The following is a 25901-nucleotide window of genomic DNA, read 5'->3' as shown; positions in this document are numbered from 1 at the left end:
TTCTAAAAGTTCTTTGCATTTGGTTTGTTGAAACCATACTGTTCAAAGAATTCTTCTCTAAAGTCACCGAGTCGATCTTCTCTAATGGCCTCACGAACTTGCCTCATTAATTTTAACAAAAAATAAAGATTATGATAAGTAGTAAGCCTAAAGCCAAAAGTCTCATTAGCTTTTACTAGATGACGGATGTAGGCGCGGCTATAGTTCCGGCATGTATGACAATCACATTGTTCATCAATTGGACGAAAATCTCGTGCAAATTTTGCGTTCCTTACAACTAGTCTTCCCTGGGACGTCATACATGTGCCGTTTCTTGCAATTCTTGTAGGTAAGACACAATCAAACATATCAATTCCACGGATGGAACCGTCAATAAGGGAATCAGGAGATCCAACACCCATGAGATAACGTGGCTTGTCATTTGGCAGCAATGGTGTCGTGAAATCAAGCACACGGTTCATAACATCCTTGGGTTCACCAACAGATAATCCACCAACAGCATAGCCGGGAAAGTCAAGAGAAGTAAGGTCCTTCACACTCTGACGGCGTAAATCTTCGTACTCTCCGCCCTGCACAATGCCAAACAGCCCTTGTGAATCTGATCTCTGGTGGCCTTCAAGACACCGCTCTGCCCAGCGGCTTGTCCGTTCCACAGACTTTTTCATATAGTCGTGATCGGCAGGATACGGCGGACATTCATCAAAAGCCATCATAATATCGGCTCCTAAGGAATTCTGAATCCCCATCGCCTTCTCAGGGGATAAGAATAATTTTTCCCCGCTGATATGATTGCGGAAATGGACACCTTCTTCTTCAATTTGCCGTAAATCACTTAGGCTAAAAACTTGAAAACCACCTGAATCAGTAAGGATTGAGCCATTCCAATTCATAAACTTATGCAATCCACCTGCTTCCTCTACAATATCCTCTCCTGGGCGAAGCCAAAGATGATACGTATTAGAAAGAATGATGGAAGCACCCATTCTTTCAAGCTCCTCAGGACTCATGGTTTTCACAGTAGCGAGTGTTCCTACAGGCATAAACATTGGCGTTTCAAACGAACCATGAGGTGTGTGAACACGGCCAAGCCTAGCACCTGTTTGTTTACATGTTTTTATTAATTCATATGTGACCGCCATGATTTCTATCCTCTCTTTTCTTATAAAATCAGCATGGCATCTCCAAAGCTGAAGAATCGATACCTTTCCTCCACAGCCTTTTTGTATGCTTCTAAAATAAAGTCTCTTCCTGCTAGCGCACTGACTAACATGATCAATGTAGATTGAGGCAAGTGGAAATTCGTCATTAATCCATCTATAGCCCTTAACTGATACGGCGGATAAATAAATATATCTGTCCATCCACTTGCTTCTTTAAACGTTCCATAATCGCGCATAATCGTTTCCAGTGTACGCGTTGATGTCGTCCCTACAGAAATGATTCGACCGCCATTCCTCTTCACACGCAACAATTGCTCAGCCGTTTCCTGACTCAATCGATAAAATTCTGCATGCATTTCATGTTCTTCCACATTTTCAACGCTAACTGGCCTGAATGTTCCTAGACCGACATGTAACGTTAAGTAGGCAATCTCTACTCCGCTCTTTTTAAGATCTGCCAGTAATTCTTTGGTAAAATGCAATCCTGCTGTGGGAGCCGCGGCTGATCCTTCTTCTTTAGCGTAAACGGTTTGGTAACGCTCTTGATCAGACAGTTGTTCTTTAATATATGGCGGGAGTGGCATTTCCCCTAATGATTCGAGTACTTCCAGGAAGATACCCTCATAGGAAAATCGTACTTTCCTCCCGCCATGTTCACTTAATCCTATACATTCTGCAACTAACTTTCCTTCACCAAATATAATTTCCGTTCCAATTTTTACTTTTTTAGCTGGTTTAACAAGCACTTCCCATTCGTCCTCATGATCTTGATGTAAGAGAAGCACCTCTACCTTTCCACCCGTATCTTTCTTAGAGCCATATAGGCGAGCGGGTAATACTCGTGTATCATTTAATACGAGGCAGTCCCCAGCCTGTAAAAATTGCTTAATATCGGAAAAATGGCGATGGCTTATGACTTGTTCTTCTCTGTTAAGCACCATTAATCTTGATGATGCCCGATCTAATAGCGGTACTTGTGCAATGAGCTCTTCTGGTAAATCAAAATCATATTGTTTAACGTCCATGTGAATCCCCTATTCTTAAAGTCAACGGATCTTGCCGATGATATAAAAAATTAATGATAAGACTATGCTTACGATAATCGAAGTCATAATCGGAAAATAAAAGGTAACATTCCCTTTTTTAAAGCTGATATCACCTGGAAGTTTTCCAATCAAACTCCACAATACCCCAATAACAATAAACACAATCCCTATTACAATAAAGATTTTCCCAAAACCCGTCAAGCCTCTGGCACCTCTCTGTTAAAATGAGCATAAGCCTTTGGGGTTACGGTCCGCCCCCGCGGTGTTCGTTGGATAAAGCCCATTTGTAATAAGAATGGTTCATACACATCTTCAATCGTTTGTGACTCTTCCCCGATGGTAGCTGCTATCGTATCTAAACCAACTGGCCCTCCCCTGAAGCTATCGATAATCGCAAGTAGAAGCTTATGGTCAATATGATCAAGCCCTTCTCCATCTACTTGGAGCATTTTAAGAGCTGTTTTCGTTGTTTTTTCACTGATCACATCTTCCCCTCTCACTTGAGCAATATCACGGACCCGCTTCAATAACCGATTTGCAATCCTCGGTGTCCCTCGTGACCTTCGCGCTACTTCAACAGCAGCATCTGTGTCAATCCCTACATGAAAGATATCCGCTGTCCGTTCAACAATCGCACATAACGCTTTTGTATCATAAAAATCCAGGCGACTGTGAACACCGAACCGATCACGAAGCGGAGCGGACAATAAGCCTGCTCTCGTTGTAGCACCGACCAGCGTGAACGGTGGAAGGTCAAGTCGAACAGACCTTGCACTTGGACCGTTCCCGACAATTATGTCTAAACAGAAATCCTCCATGGCGGGGTAAAGAATTTCCTCAACCGAACGAGGCAGTCGGTGAATTTCATCAATGAATAAGATGTCCCCTGCTTCTAAAGAAGATAAAATTGCTGCTAAATCTCCGGCACGTTCGATCGCCGGACCTGAAGTGGACCGAAATTGTCCTTCCATTTCATTGGCGATGATCGAGGCCAGTGTTGTTTTACCGAGACCAGGCGGGCCATAAAGCAGTACGTGATCAAGAGGTTCATGACGCATTTTTGCTGCTTCAATAAAGATGCGTAAATTTTCTTTCGTCTTTTCTTGCCCGATATACTGCCGGAGCATTTCAGGGCGGAGGCTCAGTTCGATTTGCTGTTCTTCTCCTTGAAGTTCACCTGATATCATACGTTCCTCCATATATTTACCTCCTCACAACTATGATTTCATTAACAGCTGAAGGCCTTGACGAATCAAATCGTCTACCTGACCACTCTTCGTATTTACAAGCTCTGTATGTACCACTTTAAGCTCCCGCTCTGAATAACCAAGTGCTTTCAGTGCTTCAAGAGCTTCATCTATTCGTTCTCTCTTTTCTTTTGAAGTCGTATCCTCTTGATAAAAAATAGAATCTTCGTTTTCTTCATGTGGCAGCCAAATAACAAGTTTTCCTTTTAAATCTAAAATCATTTGTCGTGCTGTTTTTTTCCCGACACCAGGGAACCTTGTTAAATATTTTTCATCTTCCTGTTCAATCGCTGAAACAAATTCTGGAACACTTACCGTTCCTAGTATCGCCAAAGCCCCCTTTGGACCAATACCTGAGACATTTAGGAGCTTGGCAAATAATAATTTATCTTCTTTCTTTTTAAATCCAAATAATAGCTGCTGATCTTCCCTTATATAATGATAAGTATGTACTTTAACTTCTTTTTTAACATCGTTCTGGAAATGGAAAGGATTAGCACATAAAACCTCATATCCAATCCCTTGTGTTTCAATCGTAATCGATTCGTCCTCTATCGTTGTCAGAAGACCCTTTACATAAGCAATCATGTACATATTTCTCCTCTACCCTAAATTCCTTTATCTCCCCTTATTGTAACACACAAGCACATGTTCGTAGACAAAGAAAACTAGAGACGATCTTTTGTCTGGAACTTCAGTAGAAAAGAGGTAGCAGAGTTTTCCAGAAAAAGAGATGTCCTAAAGAAAAACTAGGAACATCCCTTTTTGTTAGTAAAGATGATTCTGATATTTTACTATTTTTTATACTGATAAGCTGGCATTGTCTTACACCAAGCTAGTTAAAGATCCTTTGTATCAACATATTGACTGATGACTTGCTGAAAATGTTTGGAGCTGGTAATTTTAATCCCATCCTCAAGCTTAAGCTTTCTTTTAGCTTCTAAAGGTTTTAGAGGGATAGGCTTAAATGACTCCATTACGTTTCCTTCAGATGGTGTTCCTTGGAATACAGCTAATTCACCTTCAGCCGTTACACCAAAATAGCCCTTCTGTTCAGTAATCGGTGAAATCTTATCCACCTGTTTAGAAAAAACCATCTGCTCTAGTTCATGTTCAACGATGGTCCAGTCACTATACTTCGCCCAGAAATCGGCCATCGACCAAATAACTTCTTGTTTTTCTGTCGTTTCTGTTACCCCATCTAAGTAGTGTTTTTTTGTAATCACATTAAATGTTACTGGTTCTTCCCGAACGGGTGTAGATGAAACTGCTTCAGCTTTCTTTTCTAAAGTTCTTTGTTTGGGTATATCCTCAGCTGTTAACGAACCATCATCTATACTAGAAAGTTGCCAGACGGAGAACGAGAGAATAAGCATAGCCCCATAAATCCATCGAAACATCCATAACCCTCCTCACAAAAATAGCTTCTGTTTCTAGTATGTACAGAAACAGAAGCTATTATAAATGAGGATTCATCTTATGAGAGTTGTTCAAGAATTTCGTCATCAGCATCTAAGTTATGATAAATGTCCTGCACGTCATCCAAAGGAAATAACGTAAACCGTATATAATAGGAAAGAATAAACCTTCCTTGCATAGAAAATTTATACATTTATCATAACATAAGGGATATTAAGAAGCCATACCTTTTCCATGTTTTTCTTAACTTTATTTGAAAAAGAATAATTTAATCGGTGTAATTGGTACACTTCTTACAAAATAAAGCCATACAAGCAAATTAGAATTAGTTAGCAAGGTACTAGGTCATCTAATTTCAATGTAGGCTCTCTCAGAAGCACAGGTATAAAAACGTACCATCTAATTACATGCTTTTTTAGCCAAACGTTTAGCGACCCTCTTTTTATGTAAAGGTACTCGATATTGTTCAGCAAAAACTTTCCCTTTTTTCTCGTATGTAGCCATTAACTCAAAGTCTTTATAATACCTTCTAATGGAACGTAATACCTCTAAGTTCTCGACATACAGAGCATAATTATTATTGTCTAATTTCCAACATTCTCCCATTATGCGCCAACACTCGCTTTAAAAACAAGCAAACCTTTCTTTAACTGATTAATATTGTCGATTGTGTACGTTTTGTTTGCTATTGTATATGTATCAGCCAACGCTACCTTTTGTGTTATTTCATTATTGACAGCAATTATAGATATTTCTGAATCGGATATTCTTATTTGTGTTCCTTCTATATTAAATGTTTCCCATTCAACAATTACAGGATAGTCCTCAACAATCGGATCAGTTGTTTCATATATGGGACGCCCGAGGGCATCGTAACCGACTATTTCCTTTTTCCCTTCTTGAACAACTAACTCAATTGTCCAATTAGCTTTTCTAATTAATCCTTTGTATTCAAAGTCACGTTTTGCAGCAACCTGACTAATAACGATCCAGTCTGAATTATTCCATTTAATCATATCTCCACGATCAATAGGAAAGTCGGTATGTATTAGTCTGTCGTCAAAATCCTCATTAACATTCTTAGATGAAATAACCGCCTTACGTGTTTCAGTTTCTTCATTAAGTGTTATGTCTTTGCCAAACTCATTTAATAAGTCTGTAAATGCTTGTTCTAACATTCAATCACTCCATTTCTCATAAAAAATAAAAGGAGCGTCTAGATAGACACTCCTTAGTCAATTTCAATTATTATCTTTTATTCGCTGGATGATTAGCATGTTTATAAGTTCCACTATCAAATTGTTTCCCCATTTTTTCTAAATCATCCATTGATAAATCACCTTGAAACATTTGCTCAAAAATCTTTGATACCTGATCCGTCTGTGCATTTTTTTCATACAACTCTGCTTGAGCCAAAACCTCTGCTTTAGTCCTTTCAATATCTGCTTTAGACTGTTCTTGTATCTTTTTAATTTCAGCTTTCTGTTGCTCCTCAAGCTTTTTCAATTCCGCTTGTTGCTGATCCTTTACCTTTTGTAATTCAGTGCTGGCAGAATGTCTTGCTCCTAAATATGAAATAAGTGCAGTAAGAATAGGAACTAGAACCCCAACTAAGATTTCCTGCAAAATACCACCCCATGTGAGTTTATTAGTGACTATTCTACCATATTTTTCATTTATCAGCTATTAAACAGAAAGAAAGTTGATGAATTATTCTTCTCAGCCTTCAATTTACGCAATTGTGTCTCAGCTTGATCTATCCTATTCTGCAGCACCTCACCAAAACCACTAATACTCATATCCTCATGCTGTTTATCTGCAAAATAGGACTGATTATTTGCCATACTGGAAAGAACATCTATAGTTGTCTGCAAAATACCAATTCGATTCATTTTGTCATATGCTTCTGACCCAACTAAATCATTATTGTAGAGATACAATTCTAACTCGTTAGGCTCATAACCCTGTAACCCTTTTAATTCTGTTCTTAGCACTTCAAAGTTTGTCATGTTCATTTATCAATCACTCCTGTAATTAAAATTTGGGCATAAAAAAAGACCACTCAATGAGTAGCCACTTAAAGGTTAATATTACTTTGAATCCATGTTTTAGCTTTTTGAAATTCGTTATTTTTTTCTGTATTGATATATTTATCCTCAGGCAGAACATTCTTAACTTTATGATAGTCTAATGATTGAGTTTTAAGGTTATCCTTTGTTTTCTTCCTACTTTTTTTGTCCTCTTCAAAGATTCCACTTACTGGATGATGCCCATCAAAGGTTTTACCGTCTTTAAAACGAATATCTCCGAGAAAATAATAATCTGCAACTTTCATTACATTTAAATCATAAACCTTGTCGTTCAGTACAAGGTAAGAGTGTTTGATTGACTTGATTATTCCCCTATTCTTACTGTAACCCTTGTAAATTTCTTCACCATGCTCATCTATAATCTCACAACATGTTTGAGCAAGATTGTACCAACCAACATGGTTTTCAGGATCAAAATTTTCGGATACCCTAACACCCTCATATTGGAATGTAACTGAGTTACCCATCTGTACACCGTCTATATAAGTTCGTATTATAGTCGCTTTGTGTTCAACACCATTATACGTAAATTCCTCAAGGTCATGATAAGTTTGATCTGACAATTACATCCCCCTTACTTTTTACCCTGCATTATATCTAATTGTTTTTTGATACTAATGTTTTGTAAGTGAAGTAATTTAATCACTTCTGCAAACCCAACAATTAGTAATCCCGAGACTAAAGTAGGCAAGAACCAGACTAAAAACGTTCCCCACTGCCACTCATAATCTAATTGCCCCATGTATATGGCAATCATTAAACCTGCAAAAATTTCAATTCCACCAAGAGTATACAGGAATACAGCAACAGGATTCTCTTCTTTAATGTCCTCTTTGGATTGAGGAGATATTTCTTTAGCTTCTTCCATTAACTCACCCCTTTTTTTATTCTGCTTAATACACTATTCAACAACTAATCGTATTATCCTGCATAATTCAGACTATTAATTAGAAAATATTTCTTAATTCATCCGTTCATATTCACCTTAATTTTCCTAATCTTATTTGACCCACACTCTATACATTTATTTAAATCATGAAATATTGCCATACAATGAGAGCAGTAAAATGTATCGGTTGCCTTATGGACTTTTTGAAGCTGATTAATCATGTCATAATAAGTCTGATTGTTATTGACGTAATTAAAACTCAATGCTTACACCTGCCTTTTTTTATTTTTTCTGGGGATGAGTAATTAGATAAGTTATAGGGATATTTAAGCAACTAGGGGTAAATTTCATACCTCATTCAAGCTATGTATATTTAATAACACTTATACAATTCCCGACACCTATAAACACACTGCTAAGTGTACCACTGTTCCCCTTTTAAATACTTATACATCAATACTTACGGTCATTTTTACGAACACTAGGTTACATAAGGTATGTTATAGGTACATGTCTTATAACCCTTGATATTACAACGTTCTGAGATGGCTCATTTTACCGACTAAATTTACACTAAAATATACAGTATAAAATCCTGCATAAATACTGGTTAATACCCCTTAAAATTAGGGAATATATTGAACAAGTAACCCCCTACAGACAATGTAGAGGGCTATTTTTATGTATATTCGGGACTTAATAGTAATATTCAATACAAAATTTGCAGCATAACAAGCGAGTGGGATTGTCACTGTATATATTCTCTTACTATTTCCCCATAAAACAAATATTCTTATGTAATCAATGTTCACCCATATTTACTAAAGGTTTACACTCCACTACTACTCATCATTGTTAGTATTATTGTCATCACTATATAAATCAGAATCATTACTATTTGCATCTTTAACCTTACCACTATTCTCTTTAACTAATCGTTCCATCTCCTGTACCTTATCAATAAAACTTACATTATCCAGTACAGACTCTACACTAATACCGTCAATCTCTTTCAACTTAACTATAGTCTCAACTATTTCCTTATCTGACTTAGGCATACTAGGACTGAATACAAAGCGTACTGTATGGTAGTCCTCATCAGTAAAGCTAATACCCTTCATAGCTAATAGTCCTCTTACCTTATCTAACCTTTGTTCAAATCCATCTTCTAAGTATTTACTATTCATATTCGCTTTTATTAAAGCTAAAGTGTACATACTTTCTACGGCTACTTCTGCCACATTACTTATTTGTGTACTCCCATTCAATACAACGTTAGGTAACTGGCTAATATCCATAAGAGCATTACGCAATGTACCGTATAGCTCCTTAAAGCTGTCATGACTAAATGGATTAGTAGCATAATAAAACTCACCGTCATCATCTAAGTTAATACCTACCCCATTCCCATGTTTAGGTAAGCTCACATCAGTTAATGTTTGCCCGACTACTATAGGTGTTCCCATGATATGTCTATAGTACCCATCAATAGCTTTAGACAATAAACTCTCCATACTGTTCAATATATCTATGTAATCATTAATCTCTGCATATCCTCTATTCTCATCCACTTCATTCTCAGTCTTATAATGAATAGGCATACCAGTAAGATTAAGTTTCTGTTCCTTTAACTGTAAGTCTCCACCACTATTATCTAAGCTATATACTATCTCATCTGTAAACACATTATAATAGTCCACGTAATCAACATGATAATACTGTATAAAGGCAATCATTTCGTTTTCATGATTATAAACTGGATAACTTTCTGCTGGATCAATAACAGTTGATTGTATCTTGTCACCTTTTGCATGAACAAACTCAAAGGCTTCGCCATATCGGATTAAATCATTCAGCAATTTATAATCTGTCTTATGGTATTTCCCTAGCTTATACACCTTGTTTAGTTCATCTATGACATTCTCTGAGCCTGACAAGCTGACAGGATTTCTGCCTAGAAGGAAATTAACGCTAAACTTAATAATAGTCTTAGCATAATTAAGAATCACCTTCTCAGTTTTTATCTCCTGACCGTTAAATGTTTCATTTGGCCTGTTCTTGATAGGGTGCTTATTCTTCCCTAAGTATTCCTTGATACTGACCAATTCTTGAATATGTTGCTGTTGTTCTATACTTCCAACCTCACCAGTAATAAAACGACTAAAATCACCATCGTAATGGGAAACTACATATTGTTGTAAATCCATTCACTTCACACCTTTCTATATATACCATTTATTTTCTAACCTAGCCAAAACAGATAAAGCAGCACTAATCACCTTGTCATCGTGTCCGTTTCCTTTATTGCCCATCTTGCCGTCTTGTATTTGATATATCTGCATCTGTTCAAGCGTTTCTTTATCATTCAGCAATATGTAACCTAACTCAAAGTTTTCTTTGAATTTCTCAATTAAAATAGGCTTACTACTCTTAGTTGTAGTAAAGCCCAGTTGCTTCTTACGTTTTCCTTTTTGATCGAACAGCTTTTCCTTATACAGATTAAGATAATTGTAATCATCCCTTAGTTTCTCAATAAGGACAATTCCCACGTTGTTCCTTTCTATTGCCGTAAATGCTTGCCCATAGTGCCTAAGTAAGTCATTAGCAACTAAACCAAACTTATAAACAGGCAACTTGTTACTAGCAAAGCTACAAGCCTCTATACCTTCCTCATCAAGTATCGTTATTGTTGAATAGTCACCTGTACCACTAGAAGCAGTTGCAACATCTATCCCTGCATAATACTTCATCTTTCTATCGTATGTATGATAAATCAATAACTCTTTACCTAAGTATCGTTGTAAGCTATCTGGCAGCTCACTCAATTCATTCTTATTAATCGGTGGCATTAAATGATTAGTACGTTGAAGGATCTTATTTTGATCGAACACATTATTCCCACTACTGATAAAGGATTCCATATCATTACTAGGGTATTCTTGATAAAACTCCTCTAATTGCATATCCTGCAGCTTAAACCTTCGCCACATTAGGAAACGTAAATTACAGCCGTTATCTAATAAAGCCTGTTCATCTTCATCTAAATCTTTCTTACTAAGACGTTCCCCAAAGAATTGTTTATGCCATGATTCAGCTTCATTCAATTCATTCTTTTTCAAGTCTCTATACAACTCATGATAAAAGGGAATAAAGTAAGGCTTATATTTCGATTGTCCACGCTTAGAACGCTGCCATAACCTATAATAGTAGTTACCTAGCCCATTACTTGTGCTCTCAATGGAAATACGACCATTATCAACTAATGACTGTTCAATGGATAGTAATTGTTTTTCTTGATTCCCATAGAAGCTAAATTCAGACAAGTGTACCCAAGTAGGAGACATACCACGACCAATATCTTTATGTCCTGCAACCGTACTTACAATTTTGCTACCGTTTTCTAGTATGAGTTCATCCCTGTTATCTCGCTTAGTAGCAGGGAACAAACTAGGATACTTTTCACGTGGCAAGTGATTGTTCATAAACTTAATCAATTCAAACAAGTTTTTAGCTGAATCCGATTCATAAGATACAATCAAGACAAGTTGGTTAGGCTTAGTTACACATTCATATACAGCCCTAGCAATCATCTTTGTACTTACTCCTGCTTTCCTTGACTTAGATACAATCAGAAACCTATCATTATTAATCATTTCAGTTAGTTCCTGTTGAGCCTTATTTAATTTGAATGGTACGACCTCATTTTGAGGGTTTACAATCTTTATAAAATTTTTCGAGAACAATTCAAAACTACTCATGATCTTTTTTAACTTCTGCTTAGTTGTCTTATTCAATTGCTATCACCTTCCTTACACTTCTAAATCATCTTCCTCTTCTTTTTCATCATCCACATTTTCAAACAATGCCTTAACGGCTTTAGCATTCGTATTAATTTCCTTTTGCAATGACAGGAACAACTTAACCGCCTTGTCATCTCCATCTTTAGCCTTCTTAGACACAACCTCATATATTTGTTCAAAGTCCTGAGTTGACCGCCACTCAAGCAGCAACATTAATAAATGTTTGTACTCTGGTGTTTTCTCCCATTGATAGAAAGAGTTGAGTGTTCTTCTTTGAACATAGGCTAAAAACCTTTCTTCGCTCTTCTGACCTCTTTCCTGCTGATAACGTATATCATGTTTCCATTTAAAATACTCTCTTTTCTCAAACTGGACACTCTCTAACGCTTCGTAAATATTCATTGGTTATCACCTTTCTTTATAAATAAAAAAAGACACCTGCTAAAAACAGATGTCAAAATGTACAGGGGTATGTACGTAGTACAGGGTAATGTACAGGGATATTTTGCTTGGTATGTACGTTTTCATGTCGCTCAAACCCTTGGTATATAAACATTCCTGTTATTTACGTACAGGGTGTACAGGGTATTTTAAAGTTTCTACTATAATTTATATAACCGTATAATATATGTGTATATTTGTAATTTTGCCAAGGAGTTAAAAAAGGTATGTACCCTATGTACATTTATAATATAAACATTGATATGATAGGCTTTTTAACGTACAGGGTAACATTAAAAGGGGTGTACGTTGGTATGTACATTGTACAGGGGTGTGTACGTTATTGATCTTCGTCAAATAATCCAAGCCCCGACCAAATTAGCTTTCTACTCCCTTTAATTGATCCTCTCTTCTTCTCTGCATCAAATTTATTTTCTATATGCTTATTAAAATCACCATTTGAAGAAGCACGATAACCATTAATTGAACAATATTCTTTGTAGGCATCGTAAAGTTTTGTTGTGGTAACTTTCATAGGCTTACCCTTATTATCGTTTCCAAGTTGGCAGCACTCATCTATAAATGAAACTATGTTATCAGACTGTTGTATGTATTGATTTAGCATTTCTTTCGTTGATTGATTTTCTGAGAATCTAAAACCATTACTCACTAATCTTTGTATTCCTTCTAACGCTTTATTAAGTAATGTCGATAATGCTTCATCAGTTGTTAATTTATGTAATAAGTTTTCATCCCTATCTTTTCCTTTGAATGTGTTAGGAAAAGGAATAATAATCCACCTTCTAAAGTAAGCGTCTGTATTGTCATACGATCTAGGAATGGCATTAGCTGAGTAAATATGTTTGGCAAAAGGAATTAATTTAAATGAGTCCTTACCTTTAAACTCTGCCTCAATTCTTCCACCTGTGACACTTGCCTTAAAATTTCCGTTCTGTTTTAGTGGTTTATCTGGAAGATCATCAAAGGTATTTATCAGCTTATCCTTAATACCTGCAACCTTAAATCGGTTCTCGTCTAAATCCTGCAATGAAATATTACTGATATTACTTTCACCAACTAAATGACTTATCATGTCAATCATTACAGACTTACCGTTTGCTCCACTACCATGTAACATGAAGGCTTTTTGCCCCTTAGTGTTCATTGTTAAAGCGTAACCAATCATTTCATATACAAGATTGACTGTATCAGCAGGAACAACCGATTTAATAAACTCATCAATAATCGGATCATTTGCATTTGGATCATATTTAACTGGTAACTGTATAGTTGATATTCTTTTGTCCGTATGTGGAGTTAATTGCCCTGTGTTTAAATCAATTAAACCATTTTTAACATTGATTAACCCATCATCTGGATTTATCTTCTTACCTTCATTAAAAGAAATATCATTCTCAGTTCTTAACCAGTCAACAACCTCCCTTTTTCGACTCATATTACTATAATCTATAAGCAAGTCTTGAATAAGTTTATTTAATCGGTTCTCACCTTGCGGAATGAAAACACCTTTCTTATAGTAATAAATGTCTTTACCGTCATAGAAAGTATTGAAATTATCATTTATGTATTTTCCTAATTTTGAAGGAACAAATTTACGTTCATCATTAAAGAATGTTTCTGGTTCAAGTGGTTCGCTTTTCTTCTTCTCCATACTGACCACTTTTAGGTTAGTCTTACGTTCTGGATCACCAAGTATTTCATAATCCTCTGGCGTTAAAAATTCTTTTAAAGTATCATCTGTTACATTATCTTTGTTGGCTAGCTTCGTTGTTTCCCTTTTGTATAACTTTCTATTTATTTTTTTCGCTCTTTCTGGAGTAATTTCCTCGTCATCTAACATCCATCCACCGAAAGGGTTAAGTTCTAATTCGTTTTTCATTTTAGTTTCCATCTCCTCTTTTGATCTCTATTTTATATATTTCATAAACCTAGTTCAGCAATTTGTTTTTCTATGTACTCCTTATACCGCCTAACAATGCCAGGATTAACATTAGGATTCCTTTTTCCACGTTCAATTAAGGACAGATAAGAATGAGAACAGTTACAATAATTTGCAATATCCTCTAACCTAACCTTGTTATGTCGCCTAAGATCCCGATAATATTCCATTTCCTCTTTAATGCTCATTTTTTTATTCCTCCTTTACTCATGTGACAAAAAAATATATACAGGCAAGCCCCCCTATTAGGCTCACCTGTGAATAGGTCAATTTTATTTAAAGAAAACCGACTTACAACATGGGGATATGTTGTAAAATGAGCGTTTTTGAAGGTCTTAAGTACAAAGATTTGGAACGCTCAAACCTCCATCAATGTACTTGTCAGATACAATATGTATTGAGAATTTTTATTGAATTATGTAAAATATATTATGCAGTTGTCTTCTTGAAACTTGCTGCAGCAGCAGGATTAAGCAATTTAATACCTGACTGTGTTTCAATGTACACAGACTGTTTAGAGCCACTTGAAGCTTCAACCTTACCGTTTAGTGGAATAAGCTCAGCAAACTCAACGTAATCTGGATTGACAACAAACATGTTATCCTGCCCCAACCCTTCACAAAGAGTAAAGTAAGCATTTCCGTAAGGTGTGATATATTCATCTGCATCAAAACCTAGAAATTTCTCGCGTGCATAATGCTCAACAGAATCAAATCCGTTTACGAGTTTCTTCATATTAGCCGGTAAGAATACTAGCATATTATCGGAAACTCCTGCATTGTACATAGCTTCTAGCATTGATTCAAACTTGGCTTTAGTTAGAGAAGTACCTGTAACTTTGTTAGCAGCGTCAACTTGCTCTAAGATACCACCAGTTTTATAAGTTGAAGTAGCATAACCTTTTACGCCATGAATCATCTTATTTTCCATAAGATTCTTGATAGCTTTAGTTTTCTTCTCCACTTCTTTAGTTAGAAGATCACTAACACCTACAGCACTACTGGCCTGTGCCGTATTTGTAACGGTAGCCGTATTCGCAAACAACTCTAAATAGTTGTCTAAAGGTGTTTGAGTATCCTTAGTATAGGCAGGTGCATCTCCACCCTCAGCAAGTGTTACGGCTGAATCAGCAATTTCCTCTGTAATCCAATGGACTTGAGGGTTAGAAGCCTTCACTCGCTTACTCATTAGAAATTGAACAAAGCTATTTTTCTGCTTGTTCACCTCTGTAATAATACTGGATAGGTCATAACTTTGACCCTGTACAAAATCTTGACTGTTAAATGCCATTAATTTTTCCATCTCCTTCTCATGTTAAAAATTTAATAATTTTATGAATTAAAGCCGAAAATCGACTTCAACATGCCTTGTGTGTCACCGTTCTTTTTTGCTACGGTTAGAGCATCAGTTTGCTTGTGGCTATTTGGCTGATACGAGTTGTCAATCTTCATATCATTTACCGCCTTATTCAGTTGTTTGATTGTAGAAGCTAGTTCCTGTTCGTCAGATACCTTTACAATATCTTTAAATTGTCCTAGCCCTGCTGATTGTAATTCAGCACCAACCTCACGCTTAAACAAATCTTTTTCTCTTTGCTCAAGTGCTAATTCCTGTTCAGTTTTCTCGACAGGTAACTTGCCCTTAACCTCTTCTAGTTCAGTTTGAACAGGGGTAAGGTGTTCTTTTTGCCAATCTTGATAAAGATTAGACTTAAATTCCTCCATTTGCTCCTGAGTAAATACTTGCTCTTTGTTTTCCTCACTCAATTTTTACTCCTCCTTTTTGATTGATTGAATATATATATCAACGTCTTAGAACGTTAATAACGTGCTTGTAATCTCCCTTTTTGTTACTTTTGTGACTAAAAAATAGAGTAGTAGTCCGATTAATACAAACCAGACTACTCAAAAAGAGAGGACTCAAAACCAAGTAAAGGACTACTTAGCCGAGTATATAAAGATGAAAAACGATCTAATAAAATTAGCTGTTGATACATTGAGGATTAGCAATGTATAACATTGAATTGAACAAAAGAAAGTCAAATTCCACACAAAACACTTTACTTACAAAGTAAAATATGATATGTTTAAAAATTACCTTCTCTTAGAGAACATTTTTAAAGAACAAAGGGGAACCCCTTAAACAAGGGGCTTTTGCACCATTTTTTCAGTAACATATGTAAATTATTTTTATAAACCCTATCATAGCAAGGTTTATGAAGCATTAAGTTTACTTTTTCGATAATCTTTATCATATTCTTTTTTATGTGTACCAGCACATTCTTCACAACGTTCCTTATTGGTAACGTTTTTAATTCGTGTATGACAGTCCACGCATTGCTTTGTATTCTTCGTATTGTGTTTCAAGTTATGTAGTAATTCTTTACCAAAACATTCCCAAAGAGTAGCTTTAAACGCACTATCCGTATCCTCATACAAGTGTTTAACAAGTACATCAGCCACTTTAAAAGGGTCTTTGTTAATATGTAGTAATTCTTCCCTTATCATTTTGTACACGTACAATTCACCTTTTTTCGTGCCATCATCCATATTCTTCATAAACATATTCTTTTTCTGATCTAATTGAGTGTATCTGTTAATGATAAGGTTGTTCTTATTAATTTTCTTCTTAGGATCAGGATTAGTTGTAAGCATCCTCCAATTAAATTCACCATTCACATCTTGATTATCAATGTTATTGGTTGGAATGAATTTTCTAATCCTGTTCACAGTGGATTTATTTGTTTTAGCAACTTGACTTACTTTCTTACCCTTTGCCCAGATGAAAAACTTAGGAACTTTACCACTGATATTTTCCTTAATAATTTTAGTAACTTTTGGTGGTCTTGTCGGAAGCCAAAGATTTTTTGCGTAATCGATCATCATATTGTTCTCATACACCAACCATTTAACAACGTCTAAATTAGAAGTATCCCCATTCCAGAAACGGCTGATCTCGTTTGACTTCGATCCAATATTAATTTTGTACGAATTAATCAGACAATCATAAATATTCTCATCTGTAACTGGTTGAGGATTAGCAGTCGGTTCATCGTAATACAAAGGTACAATATTATCGTTAAGCATATTACGTTCTGCTATTTGTACAAAATTGCTATCCGGCTCATGGATGCTAATTTTATCGCCATCAAAATCACACATTAATAACTTAGGGGCGAATGATGTACCTATGTAAACAGCGTTTGTCTTAAACCATTCTTTCTTGTCGTCATCTATCGTATTCTGTTTAATTAAATGCTCTCTGTATAAGTGGGGGGAACGATTTACGCATGTCTTTCCACTAGGATACAGGTCACAGAACACTTCATCTTTTCCTAATAATGGTGTCGGCTCTCCTGTAAACAACCATTCACAATATTGATACAGGTCTGGCAATATGTATGTGTATTTTGCAGGTACAGAAAGTTTTGCACCTTTCGCTTTCTTAATCATAGAACGTCTTTTCTTCATTACAATGTCACGACTGTACTTATCATTCAGTAGCTCTGGATATGTAAGTAAACTTTGTTGAAAGGGATTTAATTTCTCTTTCCCTTCATCTGCTCCTAACATCTTAAGCATTGTATCTTGATCGTTACCCATTAAATTAATATCTGTTACAGTTTGCTTTGTAAGTGCTTCTAATTCGCTATCAGATACGTCAGTCAACGTTTGAAGATACTGGTAGTTTAAGTAACTGTCACCAAATGAATCTTTATCACCTTCCTCATTTAGTTTGGCAGCCACACATTTATTATCTCTAAAATCTTGCTTAAACTCTTCCCAACTATTCCAGAATTTCCACGCCTTAAATTGGCTCTTAGTTAGAACGATCTTCACGTTACGAATATCATGGTAATCACCATAAATATCTTTAACCTTATAGTTGCCACATTTTTCTGCATGTTTATGTAGATTGTAAGGAGATAAAAGCCCTTTCTGCCATACAGACCTAAATTGGAAATTCTTATCGTCATCATTATCTGATTGATAAAGCCCCACACCATCATTAACGTCCATAGGCAATGACCTTGTAACTTGTGGTGTAATAGTATAATCCTTATCCATAAAATCAACCTTACCAGTTACGTCCATAGTAAGATCGTCACATACAATAACTTCATCTATGTTGAAGTCATCAAAAGGAATACTTGCGGTTGCCGTCATGGCGAGATATGAAGCCCACTTATTCGTTACCATTCCGTAAAGCGGATTGCCTTCTTTATCTTCTCCAACCTTTGTATTATTGATTTTTCCCCTATTTAATCCATTCGTTAAGGCATCTTTGTGTTTATCCCATTTAGATTTCTTAATCCACATGGACTTTTTGTCTCGAATACCACCAGCACTGGACGTAAAATATATGTATTCCTCACCAGAAGGACTTGTAAATCCTTTATGTATCAAATCTTTTAATATGTCATAGTGATATGTGCGAACAATGATAATATCATCTGTTTCATTGCTATCATCTTTCTCATCTTTCAACGTCCTAGTAAGTACAGAATCGAATATACCAACCTTATTTTTATTATGTAGTGATTCTTCCCTTAATTGTCGCTTATCTTCGTTTTTGTTCAATTGTTCTGTTAAACATTCATTCAATGTAGTGATACGCTCGTTTGTTTCCTTTAATATGTCTTTGTATTTCTCATTATACAATTTTTTAAGCTGTTCCTTAAAATCCTTCTCCTCAATCAATACCTTATGAATAGCGTGTTCCGTATCATTAAAGAATGCATTGGAGCTTACTGAATAAATGTAAACCTGTTTGTCTAATCCTTTCTTTTTTTCCTTCTTCATTTAACCTCTCCTTTTTATTTGTCCATTGACTAAACCTACTCACAACAAAGTTTTTTCATCTTTTCTATAAAATCCCCCTTAAAGGCTTGACTTCTCATTCTCTATCGTGTAAACTTCGACTTAGGAATTGAGAAAATGCTATAAGTATTTTTATCGCTTGCAGACACCTGACTCAATATTAAACTATCTAACTCTTAATTGCAACCTTTTTAAGAGATTTTTTTGTATCTTTTTTTAAATTTCCTCAAAAACTTCTTTAAACATGCTGAATAATACTGATTTATCAGCGTTTAACCTCCGAATAATTTCACCAGTCTTATTACAAAAAGATCCGTACAGATACCCAAAAAGATCCCCTCTAATCCGTTTTTGCTTATATTTATCAATTACTTCCCTATAAGTTGCAGCATATTCCTCAATATAGTCAAATTTAAGCCACTCTGAGCCTTGTTTACGTGTAGCAAGGGTTAGTCTATTCCATACTTTATAAATCGTTTCAGCACAGTCAAAATGACTTCTAACTGTATTAGTTAGCTGTTTAGGAATATTACTTGATACATATTGATGGCTTAAATGATTTTCGAATCCCTTACGTTCTTTTAAAGGATTGATAGATTCTAAAAGATTGCTAGTTTTCGATACGTCAATTTTCTCATCATTCACTACTTCATTATTAGAAGGAAAAGAAACAACCTTCTGTTTAACGGACTTGTAACGATTGAAAACATACACGTTATGTCCTTTCTTACCTTTCCTCATGGTGTTATGTACTGAGACAATGTTGAGCTTTTTAGCCTTCCTTAACATACGTTCAAAGCTAGATCGACTTATACCACCTAGATCACCCTTTTCATGGGTAGCTGAGACGATTGTTTGTATCTTTGCATAGCAAACCCCTGCAACCTTACAAGAAAAGCGTACAAGCCTTCTAAGAGCCACCATTTCACTTTTAGTAAATGAGTCCTTGTGATCGACCATATGTTGCTCGAATGAGTTGTTAAAACCTTCTATATCTTTAAATTGAGATAGCTTTTTAAATTTCTTTACTTCCCCACTTGTAAACATTCTCCATTACCTCCATATACGAACGTTAGTTCTGTCATGAAGGCATACCACACCAATTTATAACTTTCCTATTTTTTGAAGGTCTGTTATAATAACATTACATTGGTTAACTGGCGAGTTGCAGTATGGTGCGATACGCCAATAGAGGGGAAAGAGATTGCCGTCTCTACCCCTCTTTATTTTTGTTTAAATTAGAGTAAATTCGTTATCTGCAAGCCATATTTCTTCATCTAACTCAGGAAGGTAAGCTAAATAATATTGCTCGTTGTAGTCCATTTCCTCTTGATCGACAATAACCGCCTTGCAGCCTTCCGTATTTGGAACAAACTCATTTTCATTTTCCCCTACAATAATTCCTTTTGAGATAAGACTATTTTCCATCTGAACCTCTCCTTATTTCATTTATTTGTTTAATTTAAGTTCTGGATTACTAACCTGTTCAAGCAATTTCCTAGCTTGTTTGTCCTCCGCTAATTTTGCCCAGCAATGCAAAGCATTTTTTATCTTTGCTGCTTCATCATATGAGGCTTCAATAACGATTGTTTGTAACTCAGATTGATTAGTTACCCTCAATTCTTAGTCCTCCCTTTAGTCAAGTTCATCAATGGACTTGTTTTCACCGCATTATGAACAATTTTCTGTTTCTCAATGGATTGGAGATACCTTTTCGTAACGTCAATTGATTCATGACCCAACAGGACGGATATAGAATAAACATCAGCCCCTAACTCCAATTGCTTCTGACTAAAGTAATGTCTTAGAGTATGCGGAGAACATCGAATATGACTTCTAACCTTCGCTTTCTCTCCAGCCAACTTGACGATACGCTCAACAGCTTCTAAGGTTAATGGCCTGCCTGTAAACGATAAGAAGTAGTTGTTATACTCTATAACTCGATCCCTAAAGTAGCTATTTTTTAGCCGTTCATATTTAATCATGAATTTTTTTAGCATGGGACTAATGTAAATGTATCGCTCTTTCTTACCTTTACCGTAAATCTTGACTGTAGTTTCCATAACGTTATCTGAGGATAAAGAACACAACTCAAAATTTCTTATGCCAAGATCACACAAAGCCATTATGATTACTTTGTTGCGGCAATTTAAGAACGTTTTAGCATCATAAGCGTTTAACATACCCCTAAGTTCACCGTCATTAAATGTCTCAATTAATGTATTTGGTTGCTTAATCCATGATAAATTATTGACTGGATTTTCTGATTCAGTTAAATATTCCTCTTGCTCACAGTATCGGAAGAAAGAACGTATAGTTCGGTGAATCGAGTTGATGTAACTTTCTTTTCTCCCCTTACTTTTCAGATGAAGAAAATAACTCTTTAAATGCTTTGTCTTAATCTCATCTAACATTGTAATTTTGTGAGTTTTTTGGAGGTATATCATCATCCTATTAACCGATTGTCGATAGCTTTTAATCGTTCGGTTGGTATATCCCCTTACTTCAATTTCAAAGCAATACTCTTTAAATAAATCGTCCAGCAACAACAAAAAACACCTCCCTCATGTAATTTTTTCTACACAAGAAAGGTGTCATTGACCTTAAATATACGGTTATTTTATTTATCACAATTAGATACTCGAAAATAGCTCATGTATATCATAAACTCTCGACTTTTTAGCCTGATTTCTGTTTTTTTGAACTTCCCAAAATGTACAGAAACAGAAGCTATTATAAATGAGGATTCATCTTATGAGAGTTGTTCAAGAATTTCGTCATCAGCATCTAAGTTATGATAAATGTCCTGGACATCATCGTTATCCTCAAGCATATCGATAAGCTTTAACATTTTTTCCACGCCTTCTTGCTCAAGCGGTGTATAAGTGGTTGGAAACATCGTTACTTCCGAAGTCTCAAAAGTATGACCGCTTGCTTCGAGAGCTGCTTTTACTGCAGTAAAGGCTTCTGGAGTAGTGAAGATTTCAAATTGTTCTTCACCCGTTTCCATTTCCTCTGCACCCGCTTCAATGACCTCAAGCATCAGCTCTTCTTCGTCTATATTAGTTGTCTCCCTGTCAATGACGAGATAGCCTTTACGATCAAACATAAATGACACACAGCCATTTTCACCCAAGTTCCCATCATTTTTGTTAAAAGCGTGACGCACATCCGCAGCGGTTCGATTTTTATTATCTGTTAACACTTTCACCATAACAGCAACACCACCTGGACCATACCCTTCGTACGTGAATTCTTCGTAATGAACCCCATCAAGGTCTCCGGTTGCCTTTTTAATCGCACGATCTATATTCTCGTTTGGCATATTGTTAGACTTCGCTTTATCTACTGCTAAACGAAGGTTCGAATTCATATCAGGGTCTCCGCCGCCTTCTTTGGCAGCCATGAAAATTTCACGGGCGAGCCTCATAAAAATTTTGCCGCGTTTGGCATCTTGTGCCCCTTTACGACGTTTAATATTATTCCATTTCGAATGTCCAGCCATAGGTAGTTCTCCTCTCCTCAGAGCAAGTTTATCCTACAACAATATATCACATTTTCATATCGATTTTAAGAATCAAGGTTATTTGTTTTGCTTGAAGAAATTCGTTACTCTTTCCCTAATGTTCTCTGGTGCTTGTGTGGCTTTCAGTCTTGCATTCATGTCTTTCATATCTTCCCATTGACTATTGTTTGAGTAGACAATCACCGGAAGATCTGTCATTGACTCCACTTTTTCACGAACTTTATTAACCACCTGACCATTTCTGCGATCATAAGGGTTAATCATCACAGCTACATATACTCTTTCCCCATTCGTAAAAGTCTGCGTTTGTGTGACCTCGTCAAATTCGTTTACTGCATGAGTAATTTCCATCGCATCTTCATTGTTGAAATCGTTATCGTGAGAGCGGTTGGATTCGTTATATTTCGTATTACGCATTTCTTCATCTGTTCTACGTTTGAAGTAACTGTCTTCCCCTGTCGGGATTCTCCCATCATGGTCTTCTGCTTCTTTATCTCCGTATTCAACAGGTTCATATAAGTAACTGCCTTCTCCTGTTTCTGCTGGCTCCTCAGCTTGACAACCGCTAAGAAATGTACCACTCAATAAGGATATCGTTATTATTTTCCACATTAAAACATTCTCCTTTTCCCATTACTATGGGCTAAGAAGAATGTTTTAATCAGTTAATATTAGGTAATTATCGAGGCGGAGCAGCTGGAAGCTGACGTTTATGGGCTGAACGCTTATGGAGCTGGTCAATTATTATTTGATCTTTTTCCGGAATCTCTCCGCCTTTTAAGTAATGATCAATCTTATCATAGCTAGTTCCCATCTCATTTTCATCTGTTTGTCCCTCCCATAGCCCAGCACTAGGTTTCTTATGGATAATTTCAGTGGGTACTCCTAGATGTTTTGCCATCTCTTTTACCTCGCCTTTAGTCAGGTGGATGAGCGGAACAAGATCCACACCGCCATCTCCAAACTTAGTAAAGTAACCTGTATGCCATTCCGCTGCATTGTCAGTACCCACGACGAGATAGCGGTGATTTGTGGCTACTGTATAAAGGGTGCTCATCCTCAGACGTGCTCGTAAATTTGCATCAGCAAGCTGTTGCTGCTGCTCATTTAAGGCATTAGCATCGTTTAGTTGTTTTTGTATGGATGGAAACATAGTATTATGTGTTTCAGTTAAATCTATAGTCAGCGAAGATATACCGCACGATTCAGTTACCTTAAGAGCGTGCTCTTGATCACTGGATTGATTTTTACATGGCATGATCACTCCTAAAGCATGCTCAGGACATGCACACTTAATTAAATGCGCGACCACAGCTGAATCAATCCCGCCGCTTACCCCAACCAATAAACCTTCTACATTCGCTTCTTTAACTTTTTCACGTAACCATTTAACGAGTTGTTCTACTTTTTCCTCCACGAACTTGTTCATCCTTTCACACTCATAATGCTTTATTTTAGCATATATTCTGTGTAACGAACAAACCTCTTCCGTGTCCCCCACGCTCTCTCAAGCTTACTTAGGAGTAGGGATAGAGAGGCTTCCTCCCTTAAACACCTGCGATAGGCGTAAAGCCATTCCCTCAACAAATCAGCTGGAACCAAGACCCCTTGCAGCCATAGTCTGGGCTGTTTAACCCTATTAAACAAACTAAAAAATTCCGATTTATATCCTTCCAAATGTGGAAGAAACCGTTGAGCAATCTGGATATCATCATACAGTTTCGGACCAGTGTACAATAAATCGAAATCAATGATTTTCGCTTTTTGATTACGATCTATAATAAAGTTATGGTGGGCTACATCGCCGTGCAGCCATTCGTGTTGCTCCCATGCTGACTGTTCAATTTCTCCCCAGGGGTTATCGGTGAAACGGGAAAGCTGTTTTTCCATAGTTGTGTGAATTTCATCATACAATCTTTTTTTTCGATACGAGTGAAACACCTGTTCCGTATCCTCAAACTGCTTTATACGTTCCGCCCATTTGATATAGAGGGGATCCTTTGGAATGGACAGCATAGAGATTCCTCTTGTACTCCTATGAAATTGTCTCAGTACGGCATAGGTTTTAATTCGGTCTTCTCGCACCTTAAAATCTGCATGTCGTCCCTCAATCCAATTAAATATTCCCCACTCACAACCAAGCTTGCTCTTCGTAAAGCTTCCATCCGGAAAGGCAAGAGGCACAGCAGCAATCGATCCAGCTTCATACCAATGATTAAAAAATTCCACTTGTTGAGTTAGCACTCGGGAACGACGATATCCCTTTAAAAGGACAGGTTTGTTATGATAATAGGCTTTATATACCTTAGGTTTAATCGTAAGATCATGAGATATTCTAAGTTTTTCCTTTGAATTGAGCCAATGAAAAAGGCGATCCGTATACGAATCGCCCTTTCTTTCCTTACTCGTCATCTTCATCATCATCTCGCCAAGGTTGATTTTGATTCCAATTTTCCATTTGCGGATCACCATTCATAGGTTGTTGGGGCCATCCTCCCATTTGTGGGGCTCCATACATTTGTGGGCCGCCATACATCTGCTCCTGAGGCCAGCCACCCATCTGTGGGCCCATAAATTGTTGGGGATACCCGCCATACATTTGCTGCGGATAACCATATGGCTGTGGCATTTGGTGTCCCCCACCACATCCACAATCAGAAACTGGCATATGATAGGCAGGCATATTCATATCTTGGGAAGGTGAATCCCACTCTTCTCCATCCCAAGACTGCCAGGGCATCATAGGCTGCGGTTGATTTGGCTGCTGCATCCCATGCATCATTTGTTGTTGAGGAGGATACTGCATTCCTTGCACCATTGGCTGTTGCTGATAAGGGTCTTGCATTCCTTGCATCATAGGATAGTGTTGTGGCGGACAGCAATAACAATCACTATATACAAGCTGACCTTGTGGCATCATTGGTGGGTATGGAATATGATGCTGCTGCATTGGCATATAATGTTCTTCTATTTGATGTCCAGGCACATATTGTTCTTCGTTGCCAGGGGAAGGCATGTCATGATTCGGCTCTTTTTCTTTAGAATATTTAGGTTGTTCAGGATGCATGGGTTGCTGTGCAGGTTGCTTAGGTGGCTTAGGTTGTTTAGGTTGTTCAGGTGCTGGCATTTGAGGTAAATGAAATGTCGTGTAATAGTTTTGTACTTCCTGCTCCATCATCGGCATTTGTACTGGCATCATTGGCTTTTCTTTAGCTGGCTTATGATTAGGCATTTTCTCATCTTCTTTAATAACCGGCATTGGTTTCGGTGACTGGTCTTTATAAGGATGCTTTGCAGGCATTTCCTTTTTCGGTGCCTCTTTTTTGACGGGCTTTGCCCCTTGAGGGACCTTAATCTTCATCCCAGGCATAATCATATCGGGATTTGAGAGCTGGGTATTTAAACCTTTTAACTCTTCAAAATCAACCCCATATTTTTTTGATATTTTCCAGAGTGTATCGCCTTTTTGCACAATGTGAATTCTCACAGTTGCAACTCCTTCC

Annotated in this window: 29 protein-coding genes; all 29 read right to left on the bottom strand. The window is 36.8% G+C overall.

Features of this window, described 5'->3' with window-relative positions; translation table 11 throughout:
• Positions 1-2: 2 nt before the first annotated feature.
• The gene (tgt, locus tag MUO15_RS01280) at positions 3-1139 is read right to left on the bottom strand and encodes a tRNA guanosine(34) transglycosylase Tgt (RefSeq protein WP_245032838.1); all 1137 of its coding nucleotides are present in this window, start codon (positions 1137-1139) and stop codon (positions 3-5) included.
• A 20-nt stretch (positions 1140-1159) separates the two neighbouring features.
• The gene (gene queA / locus MUO15_RS01275) at positions 1160-2185 is read right to left on the bottom strand and encodes a tRNA preQ1(34) S-adenosylmethionine ribosyltransferase-isomerase QueA (protein ID WP_245032836.1); all 1026 of its coding nucleotides are present in this window, start codon (positions 2183-2185) and stop codon (positions 1160-1162) included.
• Positions 2186-2206: 21 nt separating this feature from the next.
• Positions 2207-2407: a DUF2905 domain-containing protein gene (locus tag MUO15_RS01270; RefSeq protein WP_245032834.1), complete on the bottom strand. Its 201-nt coding sequence runs from the start codon at positions 2405-2407 to the stop codon at positions 2207-2209.
• On the bottom strand, positions 2404-3405 hold the full coding sequence (gene ruvB / locus MUO15_RS01265) for a Holliday junction branch migration DNA helicase RuvB (protein WP_245032832.1): 1002 nt from the start codon (positions 3403-3405) through the stop codon (positions 2404-2406). Before ruvB ends, MUO15_RS01270 begins: the two co-directional genes overlap by 4 nt.
• 18 nt (positions 3406-3423) lie before the next feature.
• Positions 3424-4041: a Holliday junction branch migration protein RuvA gene (ruvA, locus tag MUO15_RS01260; protein ID WP_245032830.1), complete on the bottom strand. Its 618-nt coding sequence runs from the start codon at positions 4039-4041 to the stop codon at positions 3424-3426.
• Positions 4042-4292: 251 nt separating this feature from the next.
• Entirely contained in the window at positions 4293-4853 is a 561-nt protein-coding gene (locus MUO15_RS01255) for a BofC C-terminal domain-containing protein (protein ID WP_245032828.1), read from the bottom strand.
• 418 nt (positions 4854-5271) lie between these two features.
• Entirely contained in the window at positions 5272-5478 is a 207-nt protein-coding gene (locus MUO15_RS01250; RefSeq protein ID WP_245032826.1) for a hypothetical protein, read from the bottom strand.
• Positions 5478-6050, bottom strand: a complete 573-nt coding sequence (locus MUO15_RS01245; RefSeq protein ID WP_245032824.1) for a hypothetical protein — start codon at positions 6048-6050, stop codon at positions 5478-5480. The genes MUO15_RS01250 and MUO15_RS01245 overlap by 1 nt, the downstream gene beginning before the upstream one ends.
• Positions 6051-6120: 70 nt before the next feature.
• Positions 6121-6498: a hypothetical protein gene (locus MUO15_RS01240; protein WP_245032822.1), complete on the bottom strand. Its 378-nt coding sequence runs from the start codon at positions 6496-6498 to the stop codon at positions 6121-6123.
• Between the two features lie 53 nt (positions 6499-6551).
• On the bottom strand, positions 6552-6887 hold the full coding sequence (locus MUO15_RS01235) for a hypothetical protein (RefSeq protein WP_245032820.1): 336 nt from the start codon (positions 6885-6887) through the stop codon (positions 6552-6554).
• A 62-nt stretch (positions 6888-6949) separates the two neighbouring features.
• Entirely contained in the window at positions 6950-7525 is a 576-nt protein-coding gene (locus tag MUO15_RS01230) for a hypothetical protein (RefSeq protein ID WP_245032818.1), read from the bottom strand.
• Positions 7526-7536: 11 nt separating this feature from the next.
• Positions 7537-7830 (bottom strand): hypothetical protein, encoded by a 294-nt coding sequence (locus tag MUO15_RS01225; protein ID WP_245032816.1) that lies wholly within the window; start codon positions 7828-7830, stop codon positions 7537-7539.
• A gap of 863 nt (positions 7831-8693) precedes the next feature.
• Positions 8694-10058: a phage portal protein gene (locus tag MUO15_RS01220; RefSeq protein WP_245032814.1), complete on the bottom strand. Its 1365-nt coding sequence runs from the start codon at positions 10056-10058 to the stop codon at positions 8694-8696.
• 15 nt (positions 10059-10073) lie between these two features.
• Positions 10074-11645, bottom strand: coding sequence for a terminase large subunit (locus MUO15_RS01215; protein ID WP_245032812.1), 1572 nt, complete (start codon positions 11643-11645; stop codon positions 10074-10076).
• A 15-nt stretch (positions 11646-11660) separates the two neighbouring features.
• Positions 11661-12053: a hypothetical protein gene (locus MUO15_RS01210; RefSeq protein WP_245032810.1), complete on the bottom strand. Its 393-nt coding sequence runs from the start codon at positions 12051-12053 to the stop codon at positions 11661-11663.
• A 379-nt stretch (positions 12054-12432) separates the two neighbouring features.
• Positions 12433-13992 carry a DNA primase family protein gene (locus MUO15_RS01205; protein WP_245032808.1) on the bottom strand — a complete coding sequence of 520 codons (1560 nt, stop codon included), beginning with the start codon at positions 13990-13992 and terminating at the stop codon, positions 12433-12435.
• Between the two features lie 41 nt (positions 13993-14033).
• Positions 14034-14240, bottom strand: a complete 207-nt coding sequence (locus MUO15_RS01200; protein WP_245032806.1) for a helix-turn-helix domain-containing protein — start codon at positions 14238-14240, stop codon at positions 14034-14036.
• Between the two features lie 241 nt (positions 14241-14481).
• A complete protein-coding gene (locus tag MUO15_RS01195) occupies positions 14482-15342 on the bottom strand; it encodes an SU10 major capsid protein (RefSeq protein ID WP_245032804.1) in 861 nt (286 codons plus the stop codon).
• A 41-nt stretch (positions 15343-15383) separates the two neighbouring features.
• Positions 15384-15818 carry a hypothetical protein gene (locus MUO15_RS01190; protein WP_245032802.1) on the bottom strand — a complete coding sequence of 145 codons (435 nt, stop codon included), beginning with the start codon at positions 15816-15818 and terminating at the stop codon, positions 15384-15386.
• Positions 15819-16265: 447 nt separating this feature from the next.
• A complete protein-coding gene (locus MUO15_RS01185) occupies positions 16266-18854 on the bottom strand; it encodes a hypothetical protein (protein ID WP_245032800.1) in 2589 nt (862 codons plus the stop codon).
• 234 nt (positions 18855-19088) lie between these two features.
• A complete protein-coding gene (locus MUO15_RS01180; protein WP_245032798.1) occupies positions 19089-19919 on the bottom strand; it encodes a hypothetical protein in 831 nt (276 codons plus the stop codon).
• A gap of 186 nt (positions 19920-20105) precedes the next feature.
• A complete protein-coding gene (locus tag MUO15_RS01175; protein ID WP_245032796.1) occupies positions 20106-20300 on the bottom strand; it encodes a hypothetical protein in 195 nt (64 codons plus the stop codon).
• A gap of 21 nt (positions 20301-20321) precedes the next feature.
• Entirely contained in the window at positions 20322-20492 is a 171-nt protein-coding gene (locus tag MUO15_RS01170; protein ID WP_245032794.1) for a hypothetical protein, read from the bottom strand.
• Positions 20489-21424, bottom strand: a complete 936-nt coding sequence (locus MUO15_RS01165; protein ID WP_245032792.1) for a tyrosine-type recombinase/integrase — start codon at positions 21422-21424, stop codon at positions 20489-20491. The genes MUO15_RS01170 and MUO15_RS01165 overlap by 4 nt, the downstream gene beginning before the upstream one ends.
• Positions 21425-21624: 200 nt before the next feature.
• Positions 21625-22377 carry a YebC/PmpR family DNA-binding transcriptional regulator gene (locus MUO15_RS01160; RefSeq protein WP_245032790.1) on the bottom strand — a complete coding sequence of 251 codons (753 nt, stop codon included), beginning with the start codon at positions 22375-22377 and terminating at the stop codon, positions 21625-21627.
• Between the two features lie 78 nt (positions 22378-22455).
• Complete coding sequence (locus tag MUO15_RS01155) at positions 22456-23010, bottom strand: YhcN/YlaJ family sporulation lipoprotein (RefSeq protein ID WP_245032788.1); 555 nt, start codon at positions 23008-23010, stop codon at positions 22456-22458.
• A 67-nt stretch (positions 23011-23077) separates the two neighbouring features.
• On the bottom strand, positions 23078-23815 hold the full coding sequence (gene nadE, locus MUO15_RS01150; protein WP_245035790.1) for an NAD(+) synthase: 738 nt from the start codon (positions 23813-23815) through the stop codon (positions 23078-23080).
• 32 nt (positions 23816-23847) lie between these two features.
• Positions 23848-24810, bottom strand: coding sequence for an aminoglycoside phosphotransferase family protein (locus MUO15_RS01145; RefSeq protein ID WP_245032786.1), 963 nt, complete (start codon positions 24808-24810; stop codon positions 23848-23850).
• Positions 24800-25885 carry a SafA/ExsA family spore coat assembly protein gene (safA, locus tag MUO15_RS01140; protein WP_245032784.1) on the bottom strand — a complete coding sequence of 362 codons (1086 nt, stop codon included), beginning with the start codon at positions 25883-25885 and terminating at the stop codon, positions 24800-24802. Before safA ends, MUO15_RS01145 begins: the two co-directional genes overlap by 11 nt.
• Positions 25886-25901 lie beyond the last annotated feature (16 nt).

The sequence above is a fragment of the Halobacillus amylolyticus genome, assembly GCF_022921115.1.
In the GTDB taxonomy this organism is placed as follows: Bacteria; Bacillota; Bacilli; order Bacillales; family Halobacillaceae; genus Halobacillus_A; species Halobacillus_A amylolyticus.
The sequence above is the reverse complement of the archived record's forward strand: the minus strand, read 5'-3'. Positions and strand labels throughout refer to the sequence as shown.

Excerpts from the sequence above, each read along its gene's own strand:
- MUO15_RS01225 (WP_245032816.1), bottom strand. The coding sequence starts at position 7,830 with ATGGAAGAAGCTAAAGAAATATCTCCTCAATCCAAAGAGGACATTAAA.
- queA (WP_245032836.1), bottom strand. The coding sequence starts at position 2,185 with ATGGACGTTAAACAATATGATTTTGATTTACCAGAAGAGCTCATTGCA.
- MUO15_RS01235 (WP_245032820.1), bottom strand. The coding sequence starts at position 6,887 with ATGAACATGACAAACTTTGAAGTGCTAAGAACAGAATTAAAAGGGTTA.
- MUO15_RS01185 (WP_245032800.1), bottom strand. The coding sequence starts at position 18,854 with ATGAAGAAGGAAAAAAAGAAAGGATTAGACAAACAGGTTTACATTTAT.
- MUO15_RS01220 (WP_245032814.1), bottom strand. The coding sequence starts at position 10,058 with ATGGATTTACAACAATATGTAGTTTCCCATTACGATGGTGATTTTAGT.
- tgt (WP_245032838.1), bottom strand. The coding sequence starts at position 1,139 with ATGGCGGTCACATATGAATTAATAAAAACATGTAAACAAACAGGTGCT.
- MUO15_RS01245 (WP_245032824.1), bottom strand. The coding sequence starts at position 6,050 with ATGTTAGAACAAGCATTTACAGACTTATTAAATGAGTTTGGCAAAGAC.
- ruvA (WP_245032830.1), bottom strand. The coding sequence starts at position 4,041 with ATGATTGCTTATGTAAAGGGTCTTCTGACAACGATAGAGGACGAATCG.
- ruvB (WP_245032832.1), bottom strand. The coding sequence starts at position 3,405 with ATGGAGGAACGTATGATATCAGGTGAACTTCAAGGAGAAGAACAGCAA.
- MUO15_RS01160 (WP_245032790.1), bottom strand. The coding sequence starts at position 22,377 with ATGGCTGGACATTCGAAATGGAATAATATTAAACGTCGTAAAGGGGCA.
- MUO15_RS01195 (WP_245032804.1), bottom strand. The coding sequence starts at position 15,342 with ATGGCATTTAACAGTCAAGATTTTGTACAGGGTCAAAGTTATGACCTA.
- MUO15_RS01210 (WP_245032810.1), bottom strand. The coding sequence starts at position 12,053 with ATGAATATTTACGAAGCGTTAGAGAGTGTCCAGTTTGAGAAAAGAGAG.
- MUO15_RS01250 (WP_245032826.1), bottom strand. The coding sequence starts at position 5,478 with ATGGGAGAATGTTGGAAATTAGACAATAATAATTATGCTCTGTATGTC.
- MUO15_RS01145 (WP_245032786.1), bottom strand. The coding sequence starts at position 24,810 with ATGACGAGTAAGGAAAGAAAGGGCGATTCGTATACGGATCGCCTTTTT.
- MUO15_RS01200 (WP_245032806.1), bottom strand. The coding sequence starts at position 14,240 with ATGAGCATTAAAGAGGAAATGGAATATTATCGGGATCTTAGGCGACAT.
- MUO15_RS01255 (WP_245032828.1), bottom strand. The coding sequence starts at position 4,853 with ATGTTTCGATGGATTTATGGGGCTATGCTTATTCTCTCGTTCTCCGTC.
- MUO15_RS01155 (WP_245032788.1), bottom strand. The coding sequence starts at position 23,010 with ATGTGGAAAATAATAACGATATCCTTATTGAGTGGTACATTTCTTAGC.
- MUO15_RS01180 (WP_245032798.1), bottom strand. The coding sequence starts at position 19,919 with ATGTTTACAAGTGGGGAAGTAAAGAAATTTAAAAAGCTATCTCAATTT.
- MUO15_RS01175 (WP_245032796.1), bottom strand. The coding sequence starts at position 20,300 with ATGGAAAATAGTCTTATCTCAAAAGGAATTATTGTAGGGGAAAATGAA.
- MUO15_RS01205 (WP_245032808.1), bottom strand. The coding sequence starts at position 13,992 with ATGAAAAACGAATTAGAACTTAACCCTTTCGGTGGATGGATGTTAGAT.